We start from the raw sequence: 19370 nt of genomic DNA on the forward strand, positions 1-19370 counted from the left end.
AGCGCTTCCGGATTGGATGCGCTTTCTTTTTTATAAGTGTTTTTTTAATTCTTCTTCCAGTTCTTTTGGAAACAATGGCTTCCGGAATAAGCGGACCACATGCGGATTCGCTTCCGCCCTTTTGATATCGCCAAAGTCAAGTGTAGACGATAAGATAGCCACCACACATTTGTCAGTGATAGATTTTGGTAATCCTTTGTAGATTTCAAGGAATTCAAAGCCATCCATTTCCGGCATCTGAATGTCCAGCAAAATGAAATCCGGAATCTTGTCATCCTCATTCTTGTTCCTGCTGAGGTAATTCAGCGCCTCTTCGCCCGAATGACAAAGGATGATTTTATCAAATAAATTAGTGATGGTGATGATCTTGGAGTTGATTTTTAAGTCAACCTCATTGTCATCAATTAACATGACTGTTCTGAGTTTATTTAACATTGGGGATCGTGATTTTAAAGGTGGTACCTTCTATAGCATTCGAACTCACAGTAATCTTTCCGTTGATTTTATTTAATGCTTCTTTCACTATGAAAAGGCCCAGGCCACTTCCATGGTTAATTTTGCTTTTAAAGAATTGTAAAAATATCTTTTCTAAATGCTCATTCAGAATGCCCATACCGTTATCATTAATCGATATATGGACCTGAGTAGGCTGAACCTCTACTGAAATGTTGACAATCTTATTCGGTTCTGTTTCTTTTTGATACTTGATCGCATTGGAAATCAGGTTTCCTAAGATCACTTCAATCCGGAAGGCGTCCCCATAAAACTGCTCATCCTGAATGATGCTGACATTAAACTTCGTGTCCTTATCAGTATAGGCATAAAGCTCGATCAGGTCGGCAACCAGCTTCTTGAAATCGATTTCTGTATGCTCCGAAACCGTCTTGTTATTCTTATAATATTGCAGCGTTTTCTGGATGTAATAATCCAGCCTGTTCGAACAGGTTTCAATCAGTCCCCAGTATTCTCCGCTCGAGTTAAAAAGCCCTTCCATTTTTACCAGGTTTACAATCCCCATGGTCGAAACCAGGGGTGCCCTTAACTCATGAGAAATACTATAAATAAAGCGGTTTAGTTCATCATTGGTTTTTTCCAGTTCTGCCACTTTATTTCTAAGGTCTATTTTTGCTTTATAAGCATCATACGCATTTTTGATAGAGTTGTGTAGCTCCAGATCATTCCATGGTTTGGTAATATACCGGTAAATATCGCCATGGTTGATTGCATCTGCCAGGGCTTCAATATCGGTATATCCCGTTAACAGGATCCTGGTAGGGTCTGGGAACGTATTTTTGATGCTCTTGAAAAACTCTACACCCGTAATATTCGGCATCTTCTGATCCGCAATAATCACTTGTACTGCAACGTTTTCAAGGATTTTTAATCCTTCGTCAGCAGACAGGGCCGTGTAAATTTCATACTGCCGTCTAAAACTTGCTTTAAAAGCATGCAAGTTATTTTCTTCATCATCAATATACAGAACACGTATAGTTGTGGCATTCATAATAAAGTTTATTATCGTGAGATTACGGGTAAGGTAATAATAAATTCTGTACCTTGATTTACTTTTGTCACAACATCGATATGTCCGCGGTGATTTTCAATGATCCTAAACACGATCGATAAACCTAAACCGGTACCTTCTCCAACGTCTTTAGTAGTGAAAAAAGGTTCGAAGATCTTCTGTTTTACTTCTTCAGACATTCCTGATCCTGAATCTTTAATGCTGATTTTTACCTCTTCTCCTTCTTGCCAGGTGGTAATGCTCAGCTGCTCTTCCGAAGCCGGTGATTCTTTTCCTTTGATCGCCTGAATGGCATTGCTAATTAAGTTCATGAAAACCTGATTTATTTTACCAGGCATACACTCCACCTTTGGTAAGCTGCCATAATTCTTTACAATCTGAAGATTGCCAGGGAAAGTGCTTCTCAGTAAAACCAACGTAGAATCCAGGCCTTCGTTCAGGTCTACAGGTTTGGTGTCATTCTCGTCCAGCCTGCTGAAATTTTTCAGGCTTCTGATGATTTCCGCTGTTCGTTTTGCTCCTTCTCCGATTCCTGATAGCAAGGATTTGATCTCTTCTCTGACGAAATCAAGATCAATAGATCTTTTGAACGATTCAATGTCGCTGAGCTGTGGATCGAGCTCCTGTGCAGGGTCAATTTTCTCATACATATCAATCAGCTGATTCAGATCGTCGATATCCATTTGAAGCGGCTTAATATTAGAGGTTACAAAGTTGATCGGATTGTTGATCTCATGCGCAATACCTGCGGTCAGCTGACCTAAAGAAGCCATCTTTTCAGAATCCACCAATTGAGATTGCGTCTCTTTAAGGTTCGATAATGCATCGTTTAAACTGGTGTTAATGTTCTCTAAAGCCTCTGTTCTTTCCTTTACTTTGATTTCCAACAGGACGTTTTGCTCACGTACCAGTTTTTCATTTTCAGTCAGGATTCTCAAAGCTTCTGATTGTGATTCTTCTTTCTCTTTCTTAAAGATATTGATCTTGTCGGCCAATGCAAAAGAAAGCAATACGGCTTCTAATCCAGAGCCAATTAAGATGGCATTATTTGTTAAAAAAGTATAAGAAAGTATGCCAACATCCTTGAGGATAAATATGATTACCCCGATCAGGAAGCAAGACCATGAAATAGTGAAATATAACGCCGGACGGTATTTCTTCCTGTAAGTGATTATACCTGTAACGATTACTGAGATGGAAGCCACAATGGTGAGTAATTGCAAGGCCATTTGTGCAGGTACCGGATGCCCGGCTATACTGATACCGAAACAGATCAGGTAAAGTGCGATCAGTACATTCAGGTAAATATTTATATTCGGGTAGAAATTTTTAACATGGAGGAACTCTTTAGTAAAGAGAATAGAAGTTATCCCTACGAAAACAATGGAAAAGACCAGTCCCTGGTTATTTAAGTAAAGGTTATCGCCCCAAAGTAGGGAGAAAGCATAACCTTGTAAACACAGCTGAGTAAAGCCTACACTGAAAATATAGACCACATAAAACAGGTAACTCCTGTCTCTAACCGTAGAATATATAAAGATGTTGTATAAAAACATGGTGATAATTAACCCCATGTACAGGCTGAAAACGTTACTTTCCATAGAAAGCCCCTGCATAACTATCGAGTAAGAGCCTATAAAAAGGGGTAAAGTAATTGGACTGGAGGCAGAAACTTTCAGGTAGTAAGTACTGGTATCTGAAGTGGTCCTGAGCTTGAAAATCGGGTCCTGATGGACAATGTCCCGACGGTCTATCGCAACTTCATTTCCGGATTTAATCGCTTTATAAGCTCCCTGATCAGGATAATAAAAGACCACCTTATCCAGGTTCGGACTTTTCAATTGAAGGTAATAATCACTTGCCATTTTGGGATCTGCAATTTTAATCCTGATCCATATATTGGATTTTGTGAGTCCGAAATTGGCAATCTTGTTGTAATTAGGTCTGAATGCTCCCTTTTGAATGACATCCGATAGCGAAAGCGTTGCGGAAGGGTCTTCAAAAGTAGAAATCTTGTCGCTGATGTTGAGCTGGGTGTTGTCCGTGTTGTTCAGCTGAATTATTTGTGCTTCTGTCTGAATGCTCATCACCAGGAAAAGCAGCATCAAATAAAAAAACGGGGCAATCTTTTTTAAGCTATTGAGCTGGGGCATTATTTGTCATATTTTAAATCGTACATGATATCTACATCTCCCTTAGGGCCGGTTTCCGAGCGTACCTGTATCGGGTTTTCAATAAGGTCAAAAACAAGCTCTCTAATCGTGGGCTCTGCTTTCTCTAAGGTTCTAACGTTGTCAATAATTACGGCTGTGGCAATCAAATCAAGTTTTGGGTAATAAAACTGTCCGTTGTTGCCAACGGCTATATTCACATCAAATCCTGTTCTTTTTCCTCCTCTAACGGTTGCAGGAGCACATAAGGCGAATAAACTATGGAGCCCAAGGGTATAAGCCAGGGCTACAGAAGCACGGATTAAAAAGATACTGCCAATTCCAAATCCCGCAATCTCTCTGGAATTCCAAAGACCGCAAAGCTCGCCGGTTTTCAACAGCTTTCTTTCTATGAGCTGATCAAAGATCTTAGGATCCAGCTTTCCAATCGCGTCTTCAATAGGAAGGGGCAATTCATCATCAGCAATCTGAATACGTGCACCACCTAATGCCCGTCCATCTTCAGTAGACTCTACCAGGATGACATAGGTATTTTCATGCTGCATCCAGGCGTGTTTTGCCGATGTGATCATGGTGATGCCATAGATTTCCAACACCTTTCTGTGGCCATCTATGAACTTTTGACATAAAGCTTCGTTGTCTGTTGCTTTAAATGCGGTGAACTTTACCATTTATTGGGTTAAATTAGACATGAATATTTTATCTATTGGCAAACGTTTTGAAGGTATTGCTTCTGCTTCAGCGTAGAATAATCTACATAGAAAAACGCTCACTTCCTGCTGATCGACTTCCGAAAAGCAATTATAGAAAATCTCATTTAATTCAGAAAACTTGTCTTTAAGATAAAGGTCCTGATTTAGTCCGTCCCCATATTTTAAAATGTTAAAGTGTAATATGCTGGCAGTCATAGGATGAAGAGATATGCCGGCACGGTTGGCGGTTAGCCACATGCGTTCTACCGCTTTTCCTCCTTTGATGAAGTCATTTGAAGTATAAGCTGGCATGGTGATCAGGGCAATAGCCGAGGAAGCCAGACCTGACTTTTTAGAAAGACGTTCCAGTCCGGTTCCCATTTTCCAGGTTTTCAATAACTCCAATACCTTTGGGTCTTTTGCAATACGCATTCCAATGGCTTCTCCCGCCGTTAAACCAAAAGATTCCAGGTCTAATCCATCACAGGTTCTTTCCGCTTCTTCTTTAGTAAACCTCAATTCCAGATTGAAGAGTTCATGATGACCGGTAGGGGTGTAGAGGCGCAGTTTATCGGCTTCTCCCATGATGTTTGCCACCTGTTGGATGTCAGTTTTATCTTCAATGAAATAGATTTTAGCACCATCAATCTGTTCAGTTTCGGCTTTGATCGCTGCTAATGTTTCGGCAGGGATGGGCTTGATCACTTTAGGTTGGTTTCTGTTGGTATTTCTAATGCCGGTAAAGTCTGCCAGCTCATCTTTTTGATGTTGCGCTGTTACATTGGAGAATTGTAAAACTGCAATCAGTTCAGGGATCTGCGGATCTGGAAACAGTTGCTCATGAACCTCAAGGTTCAGTGAATCTGCTTTCAGGCGGATGCTTTCCAGGGTAAGTCCGAAGCCTACATAAGCCACAATATTCTTGTGGTTTGCAAAGGAGAAAGAGCGTTCTTTATCGTGGAAAAGTAATAATGCACCATCTTTGTACAGCCATTTCCAGGGTTGATTGTTACCCGCTGAGCTTCCTCTTTGCGCGGTTAGCATCAGTTCGTCCAGCTGCTCGCCATCTAACAGAATTGCATTTTCTGGTTTTGTAACTTTCAATTCCTCGCTTAGCACTTCCATCTTCGGAAAGGAGATTCCTTTTTCAGGTTGTGGGATTGCTACGGTATCGTCTGTTTTAACCGGATCAGCAATGATCTCTTCAATGTCGACAAAGAACCTGCCTGAAACAGACAGTTCTCGTAACAGGATTCTTCTGGATAGGTCGGCAGTAATCCCTCCGCCATAAGTAACGGCGCTGGCCAGCTGCGGCCATGAAGTGATGGTTTGCTGAATCTCAATCATAGAGGCTTTCATCCTGGTGGATAAAGTTTCTACGCCTGCAATCGGTAATATATAAGGTATCTTTTCTTCGTTTGTTTTAAGGTGTTTTACTTTTGAGATGTCCAGGTGCTCAATGTATCCATGTAGAATAGGACGGTTTGGCTCCAGGTCAAATCGCTCAATGTCGATGGTGCCTCTATCGCTGGCCTCCATCAATACCGGAATCTGATGCGCTTTAGCTTTTACCCTGCAAAGAATTTTGATGTCAATTCCATCACATTCATCAATCAAAAGGTCGAGGTTTCCGTTTTCAGTTAAGAAACTCTCGATATTTCCCTCTGTAATGCCTTCATGGAAACAGGTTACCTTTAAAAAGGGGTCTATTTCTGCAATTTCTCTGGCAACAATAACGGTTTTTCTTAAATCTACATTTTGTACGCCACTGCGGATGCGGTTAAGGTTAGTGAGGTCCAAATGGTCGAAATCTGCAATTCGCAATTCGCCACAGCCACGCTCAATAGCCAGGGTAAGAGAGACAGACTGGCCAACAGACAGCCCGATTACGCCAATTTTTTTCTCCATCAGCAAGTCTTGTTCCTGCTGCGTGATTTTATGTTTATTCCTGTTGGTACGAACCAGTATGAATTCGTCCTTGTCCAGTATATGTACTAATTTTTCTAACCATGGATAATAGACCCATACCCCATAAGTATCAGCTTCCAATCCATTTAAACGTTTTACTATGAGTTCGTCGATTTGTTCTTTACTCAGGACTAAGGTTGGATTTAATCCTTTAACCAGGTCAGTTAGTTGATTTGTAATGCTGTCAAAAACCTGGATATGCGGTTTTTCTTTTAGCAAATTCAACAGCGAAGATTGATCTTCCGGATTTAGAATTCTAAAGAATGTTGGCGTATAGATTTCACTATACTTTTTTGTTTGTGCAGCTAACTCTTTTTTAAGTTGACGTAATTCTTTATCTAATTGCATTTGTTCTATGAGGTATACTCTTTAATCATTACAAAAATTCTATTAAAATTATACTTTTCAGGGTTATAATGAAAGTATAATTTTTATTATTATGAAGAGGTTAATTTTAATTAGCGCGTTACCTGCTAATAATGAGCATCCTTCCCTGTATTATTATTACATAAAACAGGATTGAAATATTTTATTATTATAAATTTTCAACCAAATTACTTCATTGAAGCTTATAAAAGCAATATATTTAAAAAAATTATATTAAATTCATAAGATGAATTCTAACGCATCCATAAATGTCCTGTACATAGACGATGAAGCTCACAATCTAAACTCTTTTAAAGCAGGATTTAGAAGAATGTTTAATGTCTTTACTGCGGAGTCAGCAGAGGAGGGGAGGAAGGTTTTGGAAAAGCAATTAATCCATGTGATCATTACCGATCAGCGGATGCCCGTCATGACGGGGATTGAATTTCTGGAGTCCATTATTCCTGATTTTCCTGAACCTATCAGAATCCTGCTTACCGGATACGCAGATATTAACGCCGTGATTGACGCGATCAATAAAGGACAGGTTTATAAATACATTCAGAAGCCCTGGATGGCTGAAGATCTCCGGATCAATATTGAAAAAGCTTTCGAAATCTATTCTTTGAGGAAAGAAAACAGAGAGCTGACTGAAAAATTATTGATTGTGAATCAACAGCTGGAATTTTTATTCCGTCAAAGCCTCTTATCTTAAAGATCAGGACCAGAATTTCGGGTCAATATCGGTTTGAGATTGATATTGTCCCGAAAAAGAAACGTACGATTAATTTGATGATTTCTTTAATGCACAGCCCTCTACTGATATTTTAATGCCTATTTGTGTAATTATTTAAGAATAAAACCGAAAATAATATTTATCATTAAATAGTTTTTTTGTTCATAATAATTGAAATATATTTAACAAAAAAAAGGCAAAAATTCTATGAATTCTGACACTTCCGTAAACGTTCTCTATGTTGATGATGAAGTCCACAATCTCAACGCTTTTAAAGCAAGCTTCCGACGTAAATTCAATATTTTTATTGCAAATTCGGCAGTAGAGGGTAGAAAGGTTTTAGAATCTGAGGATATCCATGTGATTGTAACAGATCAAAGGATGCCGGTGACTACCGGAATTGAATTCCTGGAGTCTATCATCCCTGATTTTCCGGATCCGATTAGAATCCTGTTAACAGGTTATGCAGATATTAACGCTGTAATTGATGCGATTAATAAGGGGCAGGTGTACCGTTACATTCAAAAACCATGGATGGAAGACGACCTGCGTATTAATATCGAGAAGGCTTTTGAGCTTTATACTTTGAGAAAAGACAACAGGGAACTTACTGCCAGCTTGATCGTGGCGAATGAGAAACTGGAAAACTTATTAAGAATGGGGACTGATTTATAGTCCCCATCTATATTTTACAGCTCTTTTCTTAAACGTGCCACCGGGATATTCATTTGCTCCCTGTATTTCGCAACCGTTCTTCTTGCAATATTGTATCCTTGTTCTTTCAGGATTTCCGTTAGCTTTTCATCCGCTAATGGTTTGCGCTTATCCTCATTTCCAATACAATCTTCCAGAATTTTCTTTACTTCTTTGTTGGATACCTCTTCACCGCTTTCCGTTTGGATGGCCTCAGAGAAGAACGATTTCAATAGAAAAGTTCCGAATTCTGTTTGTACGTATTTTGAGTTGGCTACCCTGGAAACTGTAGAAATGTCCATGTCAATTTTATCGGCAATGTCTTTTAAGATCATTGGGCGCATTTTACGCTCATCACCGGTCAACAGGTACTCATATTGGTATTGCATGATGGCGTTCATCGTTTTTAACAAAGTCTGTTGTCTTTGCTTAATGGCATCAATAAACCATTTTGCAGAATCCAGCTTCTGTTTTACAAATTGAACGGCCTCTTTTAATTTCTTATCTTTTTGTGCTGCTTTATCATAATGATCAAACATGTCGATATAAGAACGGCTCACTCTTAACTCAGGCGCATTTTTTGAATTTAGCGTCAGGATTAAAGTGCCGTCATTATTGCTCACATGAAAATCAGGGATAACTTGTAACTGTTTGGTTGTTACCTGATTTGAATCTCCCGGCTTAGGATTTAAGCGTAGGATCTCTGCAATAATTTCTTTCAGGTCTTCGCTGTTCAGTCCCAGTGCTTTTTCCAGTTTATCATAATGCTTTCTGGTAAATTCATCCAGATAGTTTTCTACAATGATAATGGCTTTCTGAATGATGGGATTGGAAAGGTCTTTGCGTCTTAACTGTAAAGTCAGACATTCCTGTAAGTCTCTGGCAGCAATTCCCGGAGGGTCAAAGCTTTGGATTACTTTCAGCATCTCTAAAACATCCTCTTCTTCTACCATTGCGTTTTGTGAAAAGGCAAGGTCGTCGATCATAGAAGTAATAGGTCTGCGCAAATAACCATCGTCATCTAAACTGCCTATGATTTGCTTTCCAATGATGAAATCCTGATCGGATAATGGAACCAGGTCTAACTGTTCCTGTAAACTTTCGAAAAAAGTACTCTCAATTGCAATCGGAGTTTCTTTCTTTTCTTCATCATCCTCATTGTTATAAGAGGTGCTGTAGTCGTTTACATTGTCGTCCTGTAAATAATCATCTACATTAAACTCATCCGTATTTTCTTCCTTCGCGCTGGCATCAAAATCTTCGGGAGCATCATTAAGGTCATCATATTCGCTTTTCGGCTCCTCAGCGATCATTAAGCTGGGATCTTCAAGCGCTGGATTCTCCTCCAACTCTTCTTTTATCCGGGTATCTAATGCAACGGTAGGTACTTGCAGCAATTTAATAAATTGGATTTGCTGAGGGGAGAGCTTTTGAAGAAGTTTTTGTTGTAGATGTTGTTTAAGCATGTTTTTATCAAAGCGGTATTTAAGTACCCGTTCCAAAAATACGAATTTGGTTTACATATAAACTATCAAGACAAAGTATTATTGTGTGTTTAGCAGGAATAAAGGGATTTAGAAATCAGGTTTTCTTAAAACATTTTCCATTATTCTCTTTTCGATCTCTATAATCCAGGTTAAAAAGAGGTTTCTTTTGCCCTCAGTACATGGGGTTTATTCCGATCAGCTGTAAATGGAGTAGGGAATAGCAGCAATAGATGCAGTTTTTGAAATTAATTAACTACTTTTATTAGGACGTTTAACATCTAAAATTAATACTACTTATGAGCTTTGTAAAAGAATTTAAGGAATTTGCAGTCAAAGGCAATGTGATTGACCTGGCTGTCGGTGTAATTATTGGAGGCGCTTTCGGCAAGATTGTGACTTCCCTGGTCAATGACTTGATTATGCCTCCGATCAGTTTACTGATTGGTGATAAGGGGTTTGTCAACTTCTACATCCCGCTAAGTGCGAAGGTTAGAGATTTTGTGGCCAGCAATCCTACCGCTTCTCTGGAAGATGCCAGGAAAATGGGCCCTGTGTTTGCATGGGGAAACTTTGCAACAGAAGTGATCAATTTCCTTATTCTGGCATTCATCATTTTCCTAATGGTAAAAGCCATCAATAAAATGAAAAGAAAACAAGAAGAAGTTCCTGCGCCAGCTCCTGCACCAACACAAGAACAAGTATTACTTACTGAGATCCGCGATTTACTGAAAAATAAGTAAGCCGGGATTTATAATTATTAAACCACCTGATTGGGACTTGATTCATTACCTATGAAGCAGTCTATCCTGATCAGGTGGTTTTTTTATGTGCTATTGATTTTTTTTGCTTTAGGTTTCCCTGTTAGCTCTGGATTTTAGACTTGAAGCAGCTTAAAAGGTTCTTTTAACCGTAGGGTCTGTCAGGATGATATAATCGCCAAGTTTGCTGTATTTCGCCCAGTCCGGCGTTGTAAAATCTTCGCCTGAAAAACAGGAGATATTGGCTATTTTTAATTTAGGGAGCAGGGTTTTCAATTTGGCTAAAGTGCCCAGTTGCTCATCACTATGAAAACGGCCATTCAGCTGGAAAACCTTAGCCCCTTTATGGCTTTTCAGGTATTTGGCAATGGAGGAGGACATGGTGGCATCCCAAAGGTTTTGCGTCTGGTAGATTTTCATGCCACCCATACCATGACCGCCGAGCATGTCTATAAACTTGTCATAATATTTTCCGCTAGCCGTATCTACAGGCAGGGGAGGAAGAAAAGAACGGGAGCTTTCCGGAAACTGATCCAATATGGATAAACCTGATTTACTGACGGCATTGCTATAGCGTGTGGCCGCATTGGCCGCAATAACCGGCAAATGATTCGTTTTTGCGTATTCAATCATCGGCTTATAGTCTTCATAGTTTTTCCATACTCTGGCTTCTTTCAGGAAGTTTTTCTCAGAAATCAGTCCCGATAAGTATTCATCCATCACCGGCTGAATGTCAGTATGGAACATCTCTAAGCTTAAAACGGTTTTTGGATAACTGCTGCTGAGGTTTTTGTAGAGTTCAAATTCCAGGAGGTGGCCAATGGAATCGTTGTGCTCTTCTCCGAAAAATAATACATCAATTTCTTTCATATCATGTAGCAAATCGTTCAGCTGAATGACTTTTTGCTGTTTTACATCATATACTTTATACTGTGCAGTTGGCGTCTGTGCAATTGAAAAGAGTGGAAGGCTGCAAAGCAATGCAATTATTAATTTTCTCATATTTCAGTAGTGTTCTTTTGTTAATTAGAATTATTCCAAATTAACGAATAATTTTTACCGATAAAAAATGGGGCTTTACCGACTATACTGCGCATCCTGGGTCATTGCCGTTTGTAAATGATAGTTGATCTGTTACATTTGAGTAGAAAACACATAAATAAACGAATAAATTGATAACCATGGAAAAGTGGAACGAGGGTAAAAAAAACAATAGCACATGGGCAGGCTTGGTTCTTTTGGGGATTGGACTGGTGTTCCTGTTAAGGAACATGGGCTTAGGTTTGCCACATTGGGTGCTAAGCTGGCATACGCTTTTAATCATCATCGGCTTGCTGGTTGGGTACAAAAGAAATTTTGAAGGCAAGGGTTGGCTGGCCATGGTGTTGGTGGGTGGATATTTCACTTTACGGGATATAGTAGATGGCGATGTGACAAAATATTATTTTGCAGTCGCCCTTATTGTAATGGGGCTGTATTTGATCTTTAAACCGAAATCCAGTCGCATCAACGGGGCGAAATGGAAAAAGAAACAGGCCAATTTTACGGAAGGTGCTTTTACAGATACTTCTTTTACCGAAAGTACTTTTACGGAGGCCGGAGCAGGGGATGCTCCTGCTGAAGAGCAGCCTAAAGCTGCAGACTGGGTGGATGAAAACGATGTGATCGATGCCGTATGCGTGTTTGGCGGTACAGATCAGCATGTATATTCTAAGAATTTTAAAGGGGGAGATATGGTAGCGGTTTTTGGAGGCTGCAATGTAAACCTGACCCAGGCAGATTTTGAAGGGGCAATTGTGCTGGAAGTAGTGGCCGTTTTTGGAGGGGTTAAAATTATTATTCCTTCCAGCTGGATTGTGAAATCGGAAGTGACTGCGATTTTTGGTGGGATAGAGGATAAGAGGGGGCCGGTGATGATTTCCGATGGAGGAACTAAGATCATTAAAATTACCGGACTGGCCTTGTTTGGAGGGGTTGAGATTCGCAATTTTTAATTAGAAATACAATTTTCACCACCTAATTCAAGTGTTTTGACCAACAGACCTCTGGCTAATAAGAACATTAAACGATATGCACTGGCAATTTTTTTAGCCTGGACCTCGGTATTTGTCTTGCTTTTCTATTTTACATTAAATTTTAACTGGTATATATCGGTTGCGGATAGCCTCGTTACCAATGGGCTTCTGGCCCTGGCCTGCATGATTTTAAGCAATATGCTGGGCTATTATCAACCGAAAAATGAAACAATTCTGTTTGTGCTGGTGATCACCCTGATGCTGGCTGGCGTCATTACTTTTGTCAGCAATGTAGCGCTTTCTTATTTGTTTGCCGATGAGCAGACTTACCAGAGTTTTTTGCAGCTGTCGCTGATTTTAAGGTTTATTATCGTGTTTGTTTTCCTCGCCTGGTGTGCGGTGGCTAATATTTTATGGTATCGCCTGGAAGAACAATCAGCCACTCAGGAGCGCTTACTGATCGCCCAAAACCTGAGCAAAGAAGCAGAATTGAATAAATTACGCCACCAGTTACAGCCCCATTTTCTTTTCAATAGTCTCAATTCTGTTTACGCATTAACCATCATGAATCCCACAGAAGCAGGGAATATGATCATGAAGCTGGCTTCTTTTTTAAGAGGAAACCTGAAAAGAGACGATGAAATTTGGGTGAAGGTAGAAGAGGAAATGGAGTATATTCAACTCTACCTCGATATTGAAAAAGTACGCTTTAGTCATCGTTTAAATATTGAAGTAAAAGTTGCAGAAGAAACCTTAGATTTATGCCTGCCAGGCACTCTCTTACAGCCTATTGTGGAGAATGCGATTAAATTTGGTTTGTACAACACTGCTGCCGCGATTACGATTTCCATTTTTGTGAAAGTAGAAAACAACAGGCTGGTGATTACGGTGCAAAACCCTTTTGATCCGGAAATGAGGGCGACAGGCGGGACGGGATTCGGATTATCGGCCATTAAACGCAGGTTATACCTGCTGTTTGGTGATGAACAATTGCTCCAGACCAGGGCTACAGAAGAGAATATATATATAACAACGCTAAAAATACCTCAGAAATAATGATGAGAACCATTTTGATTGATGATGAATCCCTGGCCAGGGATGTCGTAAAACATTATCTGAGCAGCTTTCCCGATATTGAGGTGGTTGCGGAATGCAGCGATGGCTTCGAAGGAATTAAAGCCATTACACAGCACCAGCCGGACTTTATTTTCCTGGACATCCAAATGCCTAAGATCAATGGCTTTGAAATGCTGGAACTGGTAGAACAGCATCCTGCGGTGATCTTTACCACAGCCTTCGATGAGTTTGCCATTAAAGCTTTTGAAGTAAATGCCGTAGATTATTTATTGAAACCGATAGAAAAAAGCAGATTCGACCAGGCGATACAAAAATTACCAGCGCGCTTAAATCAGACAGAACAGTACAGTCGTGAGCTGTTAGATTCGGCTTCACTGAACCCTGCCCAGCAGAATAGAGTGGTTGTTAAGAAGAATGGGGTCATAAAAATCATCCCTGTAGCAGATATTCATTACCTCGAAGCAGACGACGATTATGTGAAGCTAAGTACCACTGAAGGCGCTTTTCATAAGAATAAGACGATGAGCTTTTTTGAACAAACGTTAGAATCTTCACAATTTATTCGTATTCATCGATCATATATCATAAATTTGGCCCAGGTGACAAAGATAGAACTGAAAGAAAAGGACAGTTATATTGTTCTTTTAAAATCTGATATATGGCTTCCGGTAAGTAAAACGGGCTATATTAAGCTTAAAGCAGCGCTTGGCTTGTAAGATTTTAAGGAAAAATGCAAACTACCTTGAATTCTATTTGCAATTAAAATAAAATCAAGCTATATTTGCACCTCTTATTTAAAAAAATAGTCTAAGATATAATACAGTTATGAAAAGAACATTCCAACCTTCGCAAAGAAAGAGAAGAAACAAACACGGCTTCCGCGAAAGAATGGCTACAGCAAACGGTAGAAGAGTATTAGCTTCTCGTCGTGCAAAAGGAAGAAGTAAGCTATCAGTTTCTGACGAACGTCGTCACAAAGCATAATTTTTGATTGCAGCACAATAAGTGTTAGCAGATCACAATATCTGCAAATTTGCGATCAAAAACATGAACACATTTAATAAAGAAGAACGGTTATGTAGTAGAAAACTTTTAGATCTGCTATTTAAAGACGGTTCTTCTTTTTTATTATACCCATTCCGCATTTCCTGGCACTTTGTAGATGTTCCGCATAGTTTCCCTGCTCAGGTAGTGATCAACGCGCCCAAGAAACGCTTTAAAAGAGCGGTCGACAGGAACCTGATCAAGAGGAGGATTCGTGAGGTGTATCGTTTACAAAAACAAACAGAGCTGTATCCATCTTTGGAAGGATCAGAAAAGCTCCTGATTTTTTCTATCCAATATGTGGGTAAGAAGATTTATGAGTTCTCTTTTTTGGAGAAGAAAATGGAGGGTGCTTTGAAAAGGTTAATCGGCAACATTAAAAATGATCAGGGCAGTTAAACTGGTAATCGGTTGGTTCTTTTTAGGACTAATTAAGCTATATCAATGGTTTATATCGCCGTTATTGGGAGCTAATTGCCGTTTTACGCCTACCTGTTCCCAATATGGAATAGAAGCGATAAAAAAGCATGGCCCTTTTAAAGGAGGATGGTTAACTTTGAAGCGGATTGGACGTTGTCACCCCTGGGGGGCACATGGCCATGATCCTGTTCCTTAATCCTGAATATTTACATAACCGATGATCACCATACTTCAAATCGAAACCGCTACACAAGTTTGTTCTGCCGCAATCTCTCAGGATGGGAAAACCATTGCCCTGAAAGAAGAAATGGCCAGTAATATTCATGCGGGAAGCCTTACTTTATTCATTCAATCTGTAATGGATAGCGCCGGACTAAAGTTCTCTGAACTGGATGCGATTGCCGTAAGTAAAGGACCGGGCTCTTATACCGGATTGAGAATTGGGGTGTCAACCGCTAAAGGTCTTTGTTTTGCATTAGACAAGCCATTAATCGCAATTGATACTTTACAAATGATGGCTGGAGGTTTTTTGAAAGCCGAATCGCTTCAGGAAGGACTGGTTTGCCCGATGATTGATGCCCGAAGAATGGAAGTGTTCACTGCAGTTTTTGATGCGCAACTGGATTACGTATCCCCTGTAGAAGCGAAAATTATTGATGAACAAAGCTTTGAAAGCTTGTTAACGGCGCAAAAAGTTGTATTTATCGGAGACGGTGCCGCAAAATGCGCAGAGACATTACAACATGAAAATGCGCATTTTTCTACTGCCAATTTTAACTCCGCCGGCAACATGAGCGCGTTGGCCATGGCCGCTTACACACGAGGTAAGTTCGAAGATGTGGCCTATTTTGAGCCTTTTTACTTAAAAGATTTCGTTTTTACAACGCCAAAGAAGAAGTAAGGTGATTATTTCTTTTTAGAGAAGATGCTGAACAGGCGTTTGAATAAACCTGGTGATTCTTCTCCTATACCCGGCATGGTACTGCTGTTTTGCGGGTGTTCCACATAGTTGCCGAACTTTATCCCAATTCCAAAATAGACGGAAGCACCGTTATACCCTTTACCTATAGTTGCATCTTTATTGATGATTCCCTGAGCCTGACTGGTGGTTTTTAAGACATCATCCGAACCAAGAAATACTTCGAAATTAGGGGTTTGATACATGGTTTGAAGTCCCAGGTAAAATAGCTGGTGGAAATTGTAAGTAGGGCTGGCTGATACAGAAAAGCCATTATACCTGAATTTATTGACCATCACCGCATCCCCACCTGTAAAGAACAGGTTTTTAGAGACAATCATGGATGGAGTCCAGAGGCCGAAGCTTTTTGATAACATAACATCTATTTTTGCATTGGTAGCAGAGAAAAAACCACGTCTTTCGGAATCTTTAAGCAATGCATCGCTAAGGCGGTTTTGAAATTGCTTTTTGCTGTCGGTAGTTCCTTCTATTTCAATAATTTCATTGACATTTTTGGTATAAGATTCACTATTCCATCTGATGAAACCAAGGTCTTTAAGGTTGGCCATCAGGAAATAACCGCTTTTACTCTGATAAGAAGTCCCTAAACTGATCGATGCGCCTGGATTTTTAAACGTAGGCATAAAGGTGTTGGTATTTAGCTCATTGACATCTTTAAAGGTACTGCGGTAATTTCCGACAAATTTTGCACTTAAACGACCAGTACTTTGGTCAATGTCCAGGTCGGAGTCGGTGATGTTGAGCTGGTTGTAGCTGGTTCCGCTCAACAGACTCAGTTTGGCACCGAAAGCCAGTCTCTTCGAGTAATTTTCTCTGTAAGTGACGCTGAATTGGTGGTAGGTCTGCGCATAGCCTTTGTCATTAAAGGCACCGCTTTTAGGCATCTCATTTTCCAGTCTGGAATAGTTATCGAGGAGCACCAGTGTTTCATTGGTGTATTTTGCCAGCCCATCTGTTCTGAGCTGCCAGGAGAAACCTAACTCTTTCTGGTATTTGTAACTGTTAAATATTTTAAGTGTCAAGAGGTAGGCATTGGTATGCTGATAAAGGGTATTGAAGCCTTTCTTTCCCAGGGGGATATCTGCTGAATCGTAAATCTGCTCGTTGAACAATTTACGAACAAAATCAGAATTACCCTTACTTGCTGCATTTATCCCCAGATAAGGCAGTAAAAAATTAGAAGCATATTGTCTGGAAGAATCCAGGGTGAATACTTTTTGAGCTGGATTTTCAAAACCATCAAACAGTGTTTTGGTATTGAAAAGGCCATATTGTTGCGCCTTAAGTTGTTGGGCGAATAAGATTAAAAGGAAAACAGGGAGCGCTTTTTTTAACATATTTTGTTATTTGCTTAACAAAGCTGATGATTATTAATTATTTGAAGTGAGGTTATTGAAAATCTTTTCCTGAATTAATATACTTGTTTATCAGCAGATTTGTTTGAAATTTCCCATGATCTCCTGACAATTGATAAACGAAAGACTCATAGTTTTTCAATGCTTTTTCGTTATTGAATTGGTTGAAAAAGGGAAGGTTTACATTTTTGGCGAATAGATTTCGGGAATTCCGGTGGTCTATGTAGAAATTAAGGTTGGAATTATTCGGTAGTTGATTGCTCATATTGATGAATCCGGTAGTATTGATCAACAATTTATTCGCTCTGTAATCATTTAAAAAGGATTCTAAAGTGGAGGCAGTATTGGCGAAAACCAGAAAATTGTCAAGAATCGTGTAATAAGGTTTTTTGAAAGATTGAAAAGGCAAGCCAAAATAAGTGTACAAAAGCTCCGGTTCTTTAAATAATTTCAGGTCATCTGAGTAATCTTCGCTTAAATCAATCAGCAGCTGATCCAGTTTATCCCCATTGCTCAGGTTAATGGCACCCAGTTTTTCGCCTGTACTCAATTGAAAAGTCATCATCTGATTTTGAAAGTATTTTGGAAACAGCAATTCCAGGTTTAGGTGATACTTCTGGTTGATAGCTTCGGCAAGCTTTGCTCTTTTCTGAGCTTCTTTATGCTGTGTAAACCATTGCTCCAGTTTTTTGCTCCAGGGCTCATATTTATCTATAGCATAAATGCTGTAATTGGCCGTGCGTTCCGGCAGAATGTTCTGAATATTCATCTTCTGGGGGCTTTCTTCCGCAAACAACAGGTAATAACTGTTGGGGTTCTTGAAATAGGTTGTTCCCGTGAAGAGCACCTTTTCTCTGCTGAAATTATACGTTAACAGAGCATAGGCATCCTGTTGATTCAGGATGGCAAGCTCGCCGTTTAACTTTCCGGGGATCATAGGTTTAAGTAATGCCGGGATGCGGTTGAAATTAACGTACAGTTGGGCCAGACTGTTTTTCGACAATTTACTGCCGGATTTGATATAATCTACAAACTGGTCGTCATTTTTATCGGTAGGTTTTGACAATATGTTTTTGATGGGCTCCGGACGATTGGATAAGAGGATCAAATGATCTTTGATACCCAGGTAAAAAATACTGCTGTCTGCTAAGGTTAATTTTGTCTGCCCCGCGGTGCTGTCTACCTGTATGGCTGCGGTTTTTAACGCATGAAACAGCTGTGTTCTGCTGATGTCTTTATCGCTCTGCGTACTGATGATGAAATCCAGTGCTTTTCCCTTGCCGGGAAGAATACCCAGGTATACCGTTTGTTTTTGACTAAGCCGGTTTAATGCAGGCGAGGCAAGGACATGTTCTTTTAAGGACTGTAAGGATTTGAATTTCTCCGCGCCCATGATTTCCTCAAAGTTATCTTGTCCCTTTAATAGATCCAGCACGCTTTTATCCTGCTCAAAAGAGAAGATAAAACCTGATTCACTGACCGCGGCATAGAGGCTGAGGTCGGACTCTGCATGAGCCGTATTTAGTTTAGAAAAGTATAAATAGGCCATGGTTACAATGGCCGTCAGGAGGGTGATGATGCTAAGTAGGATCTTTTTCATTGCTGTCCTTACAAATTTAATTTAATAAGTTGGGATTACTAAGAAAATGCAACCAGGTTTCTTAATTTTGGAAGATTAAAAAAGCCGATTTTATGAGCAACAGACCTATTATTTTAACCGCCTCTCTATTTGGATTAACAGCAGTCATATTAGGTGCCTTTGGTGCCCATGGTTTAAAAAGTCAGGTCAGCCCTGAAGCATTGGAAATATGGAGTAAAGGAGTGGAATATCAGTTTTATCATACTTTTGCTTTATTGTTTCTTTCGCAGCTGAGTATGAATCAACCTAAGCTACTCAAACTGGCTTACATTTTCTTCACTTTTGGAATTATCCTGTTTTCAGGATCGCTATATTTATTGGCCACCAGAGAGATTACCCATATTGGGTTTGGAGCTGTTTTAGGGCCGGTTACACCGATTGGTGGATTACTGTTTATTCTTGGATGGGGAAGTTTGTTCTTTGCCGCTTCAAATAATAAGTAAGG

General features: G+C 39.8%; 20 protein-coding genes. 11 read left to right on the forward strand and 9 right to left on the reverse strand.

The window, feature by feature from the left end; genetic code table 11:
• Positions 1-30: 30 nt before the first annotated feature.
• From OQX61_RS12720 to OQX61_RS12740, 5 genes are read right to left on the reverse strand one after another with little or no spacing between them, the layout of a single operon-like run.
• Positions 31-435: a response regulator gene (locus tag OQX61_RS12720; protein WP_265842085.1), complete on the reverse strand. Its 405-nt coding sequence runs from the start codon at positions 433-435 to the stop codon at positions 31-33.
• The gene (locus tag OQX61_RS12725; protein ID WP_265842086.1) at positions 425-1504 is read right to left on the reverse strand and encodes a hybrid sensor histidine kinase/response regulator; all 1080 of its coding nucleotides are present in this window, start codon (positions 1502-1504) and stop codon (positions 425-427) included. Before OQX61_RS12725 ends, OQX61_RS12720 begins: the two co-directional genes overlap by 11 nt.
• Before the next feature lie 11 nt (positions 1505-1515).
• On the reverse strand, positions 1516-3678 hold the full coding sequence (locus tag OQX61_RS12730) for a 7TM diverse intracellular signaling domain-containing protein (protein WP_265842087.1): 2163 nt from the start codon (positions 3676-3678) through the stop codon (positions 1516-1518).
• Complete coding sequence (locus OQX61_RS12735) at positions 3678-4367, reverse strand: hypothetical protein (protein ID WP_265842088.1); 690 nt, start codon at positions 4365-4367, stop codon at positions 3678-3680. The genes OQX61_RS12730 and OQX61_RS12735 overlap by 1 nt, the downstream gene beginning before the upstream one ends.
• A complete protein-coding gene (locus OQX61_RS12740; protein WP_265842090.1) occupies positions 4368-6704 on the reverse strand; it encodes an Rv1355c family protein in 2337 nt (778 codons plus the stop codon).
• Between the two features lie 265 nt (positions 6705-6969).
• Here OQX61_RS12740 and OQX61_RS12745 point away from each other — a divergent pair, with 265 nt between their 5' ends.
• Positions 6970-7437: a response regulator gene (locus tag OQX61_RS12745; protein WP_062549753.1), complete on the forward strand. Its 468-nt coding sequence runs from the start codon at positions 6970-6972 to the stop codon at positions 7435-7437.
• Positions 7438-7665: 228 nt separating this feature from the next.
• Entirely contained in the window at positions 7666-8133 is a 468-nt protein-coding gene (locus OQX61_RS12750; RefSeq protein WP_265842091.1) for a response regulator, read from the forward strand.
• Between the two features lie 14 nt (positions 8134-8147).
• Here the strand turns inward: OQX61_RS12750 and rpoN are convergent, their stop codons facing one another.
• Entirely contained in the window at positions 8148-9617 is a 1470-nt protein-coding gene (gene rpoN, locus OQX61_RS12755) for an RNA polymerase factor sigma-54 (protein ID WP_265842092.1), read from the reverse strand.
• 317 nt (positions 9618-9934) lie between these two features.
• Between rpoN and mscL the strand changes: the two genes are divergently transcribed.
• Positions 9935-10378: a large conductance mechanosensitive channel protein MscL gene (mscL, locus tag OQX61_RS12760; protein ID WP_265842093.1), complete on the forward strand. Its 444-nt coding sequence runs from the start codon at positions 9935-9937 to the stop codon at positions 10376-10378.
• Positions 10379-10528: 150 nt separating this feature from the next.
• Here the strand turns inward: mscL and OQX61_RS12765 are convergent, their stop codons facing one another.
• Positions 10529-11398, reverse strand: a complete 870-nt coding sequence (locus tag OQX61_RS12765) for a ChaN family lipoprotein (protein WP_265842094.1) — start codon at positions 11396-11398, stop codon at positions 10529-10531.
• A 179-nt stretch (positions 11399-11577) separates the two neighbouring features.
• Between OQX61_RS12765 and OQX61_RS12770 the strand changes: the two genes are divergently transcribed.
• From OQX61_RS12770 to tsaB, 7 genes are all read left to right on the forward strand, one after another.
• Complete coding sequence (locus OQX61_RS12770; RefSeq protein WP_265842095.1) at positions 11578-12390, forward strand: DUF5668 domain-containing protein; 813 nt, start codon at positions 11578-11580, stop codon at positions 12388-12390.
• 36 nt (positions 12391-12426) lie between these two features.
• A complete protein-coding gene (locus OQX61_RS12775) occupies positions 12427-13467 on the forward strand; it encodes a histidine kinase (RefSeq protein ID WP_265842096.1) in 1041 nt (346 codons plus the stop codon).
• Positions 13467-14204: a LytTR family transcriptional regulator DNA-binding domain-containing protein gene (locus OQX61_RS12780; protein ID WP_265842097.1), complete on the forward strand. Its 738-nt coding sequence runs from the start codon at positions 13467-13469 to the stop codon at positions 14202-14204. The genes OQX61_RS12775 and OQX61_RS12780 overlap by 1 nt, the downstream gene beginning before the upstream one ends.
• Positions 14205-14313: 109 nt before the next feature.
• Positions 14314-14472 (forward strand): 50S ribosomal protein L34, encoded by a 159-nt coding sequence (gene rpmH, locus OQX61_RS24335; RefSeq protein ID WP_073232865.1) that lies wholly within the window; start codon positions 14314-14316, stop codon positions 14470-14472.
• A gap of 63 nt (positions 14473-14535) precedes the next feature.
• Complete coding sequence (locus OQX61_RS12790) at positions 14536-14931, forward strand: ribonuclease P protein component (RefSeq protein WP_265842098.1); 396 nt, start codon at positions 14536-14538, stop codon at positions 14929-14931.
• Complete coding sequence (gene yidD / locus OQX61_RS24340) at positions 14915-15148, forward strand: membrane protein insertion efficiency factor YidD (RefSeq protein WP_182961045.1); 234 nt, start codon at positions 14915-14917, stop codon at positions 15146-15148. The genes OQX61_RS12790 and yidD overlap by 17 nt, the downstream gene beginning before the upstream one ends.
• A 21-nt stretch (positions 15149-15169) precedes the next feature.
• Positions 15170-15853 carry a tRNA (adenosine(37)-N6)-threonylcarbamoyltransferase complex dimerization subunit type 1 TsaB gene (tsaB, locus tag OQX61_RS12800; protein WP_265842099.1) on the forward strand — a complete coding sequence of 228 codons (684 nt, stop codon included), beginning with the start codon at positions 15170-15172 and terminating at the stop codon, positions 15851-15853.
• A 5-nt stretch (positions 15854-15858) separates the two neighbouring features.
• On the opposite strand, the gene OQX61_RS12805 is transcribed toward tsaB, so the two are convergent.
• The gene (locus tag OQX61_RS12805; RefSeq protein ID WP_265842100.1) at positions 15859-17268 is read right to left on the reverse strand and encodes a DUF5723 family protein; all 1410 of its coding nucleotides are present in this window, start codon (positions 17266-17268) and stop codon (positions 15859-15861) included.
• 52 nt (positions 17269-17320) lie between these two features.
• Positions 17321-18886 carry a hypothetical protein gene (locus OQX61_RS12810; protein ID WP_265842101.1) on the reverse strand — a complete coding sequence of 522 codons (1566 nt, stop codon included), beginning with the start codon at positions 18884-18886 and terminating at the stop codon, positions 17321-17323.
• A 92-nt stretch (positions 18887-18978) separates the two neighbouring features.
• Between OQX61_RS12810 and OQX61_RS12815 the strand changes: the two genes are divergently transcribed.
• Entirely contained in the window at positions 18979-19368 is a 390-nt protein-coding gene (locus tag OQX61_RS12815) for a DUF423 domain-containing protein (RefSeq protein ID WP_265842102.1), read from the forward strand.
• Positions 19369-19370 lie beyond the last annotated feature (2 nt).

The sequence above is a fragment of the Pedobacter sp. PLR genome (genome assembly GCF_026239675.1).
Classification (GTDB): domain Bacteria; phylum Bacteroidota; class Bacteroidia; order Sphingobacteriales; family Sphingobacteriaceae; genus Pedobacter.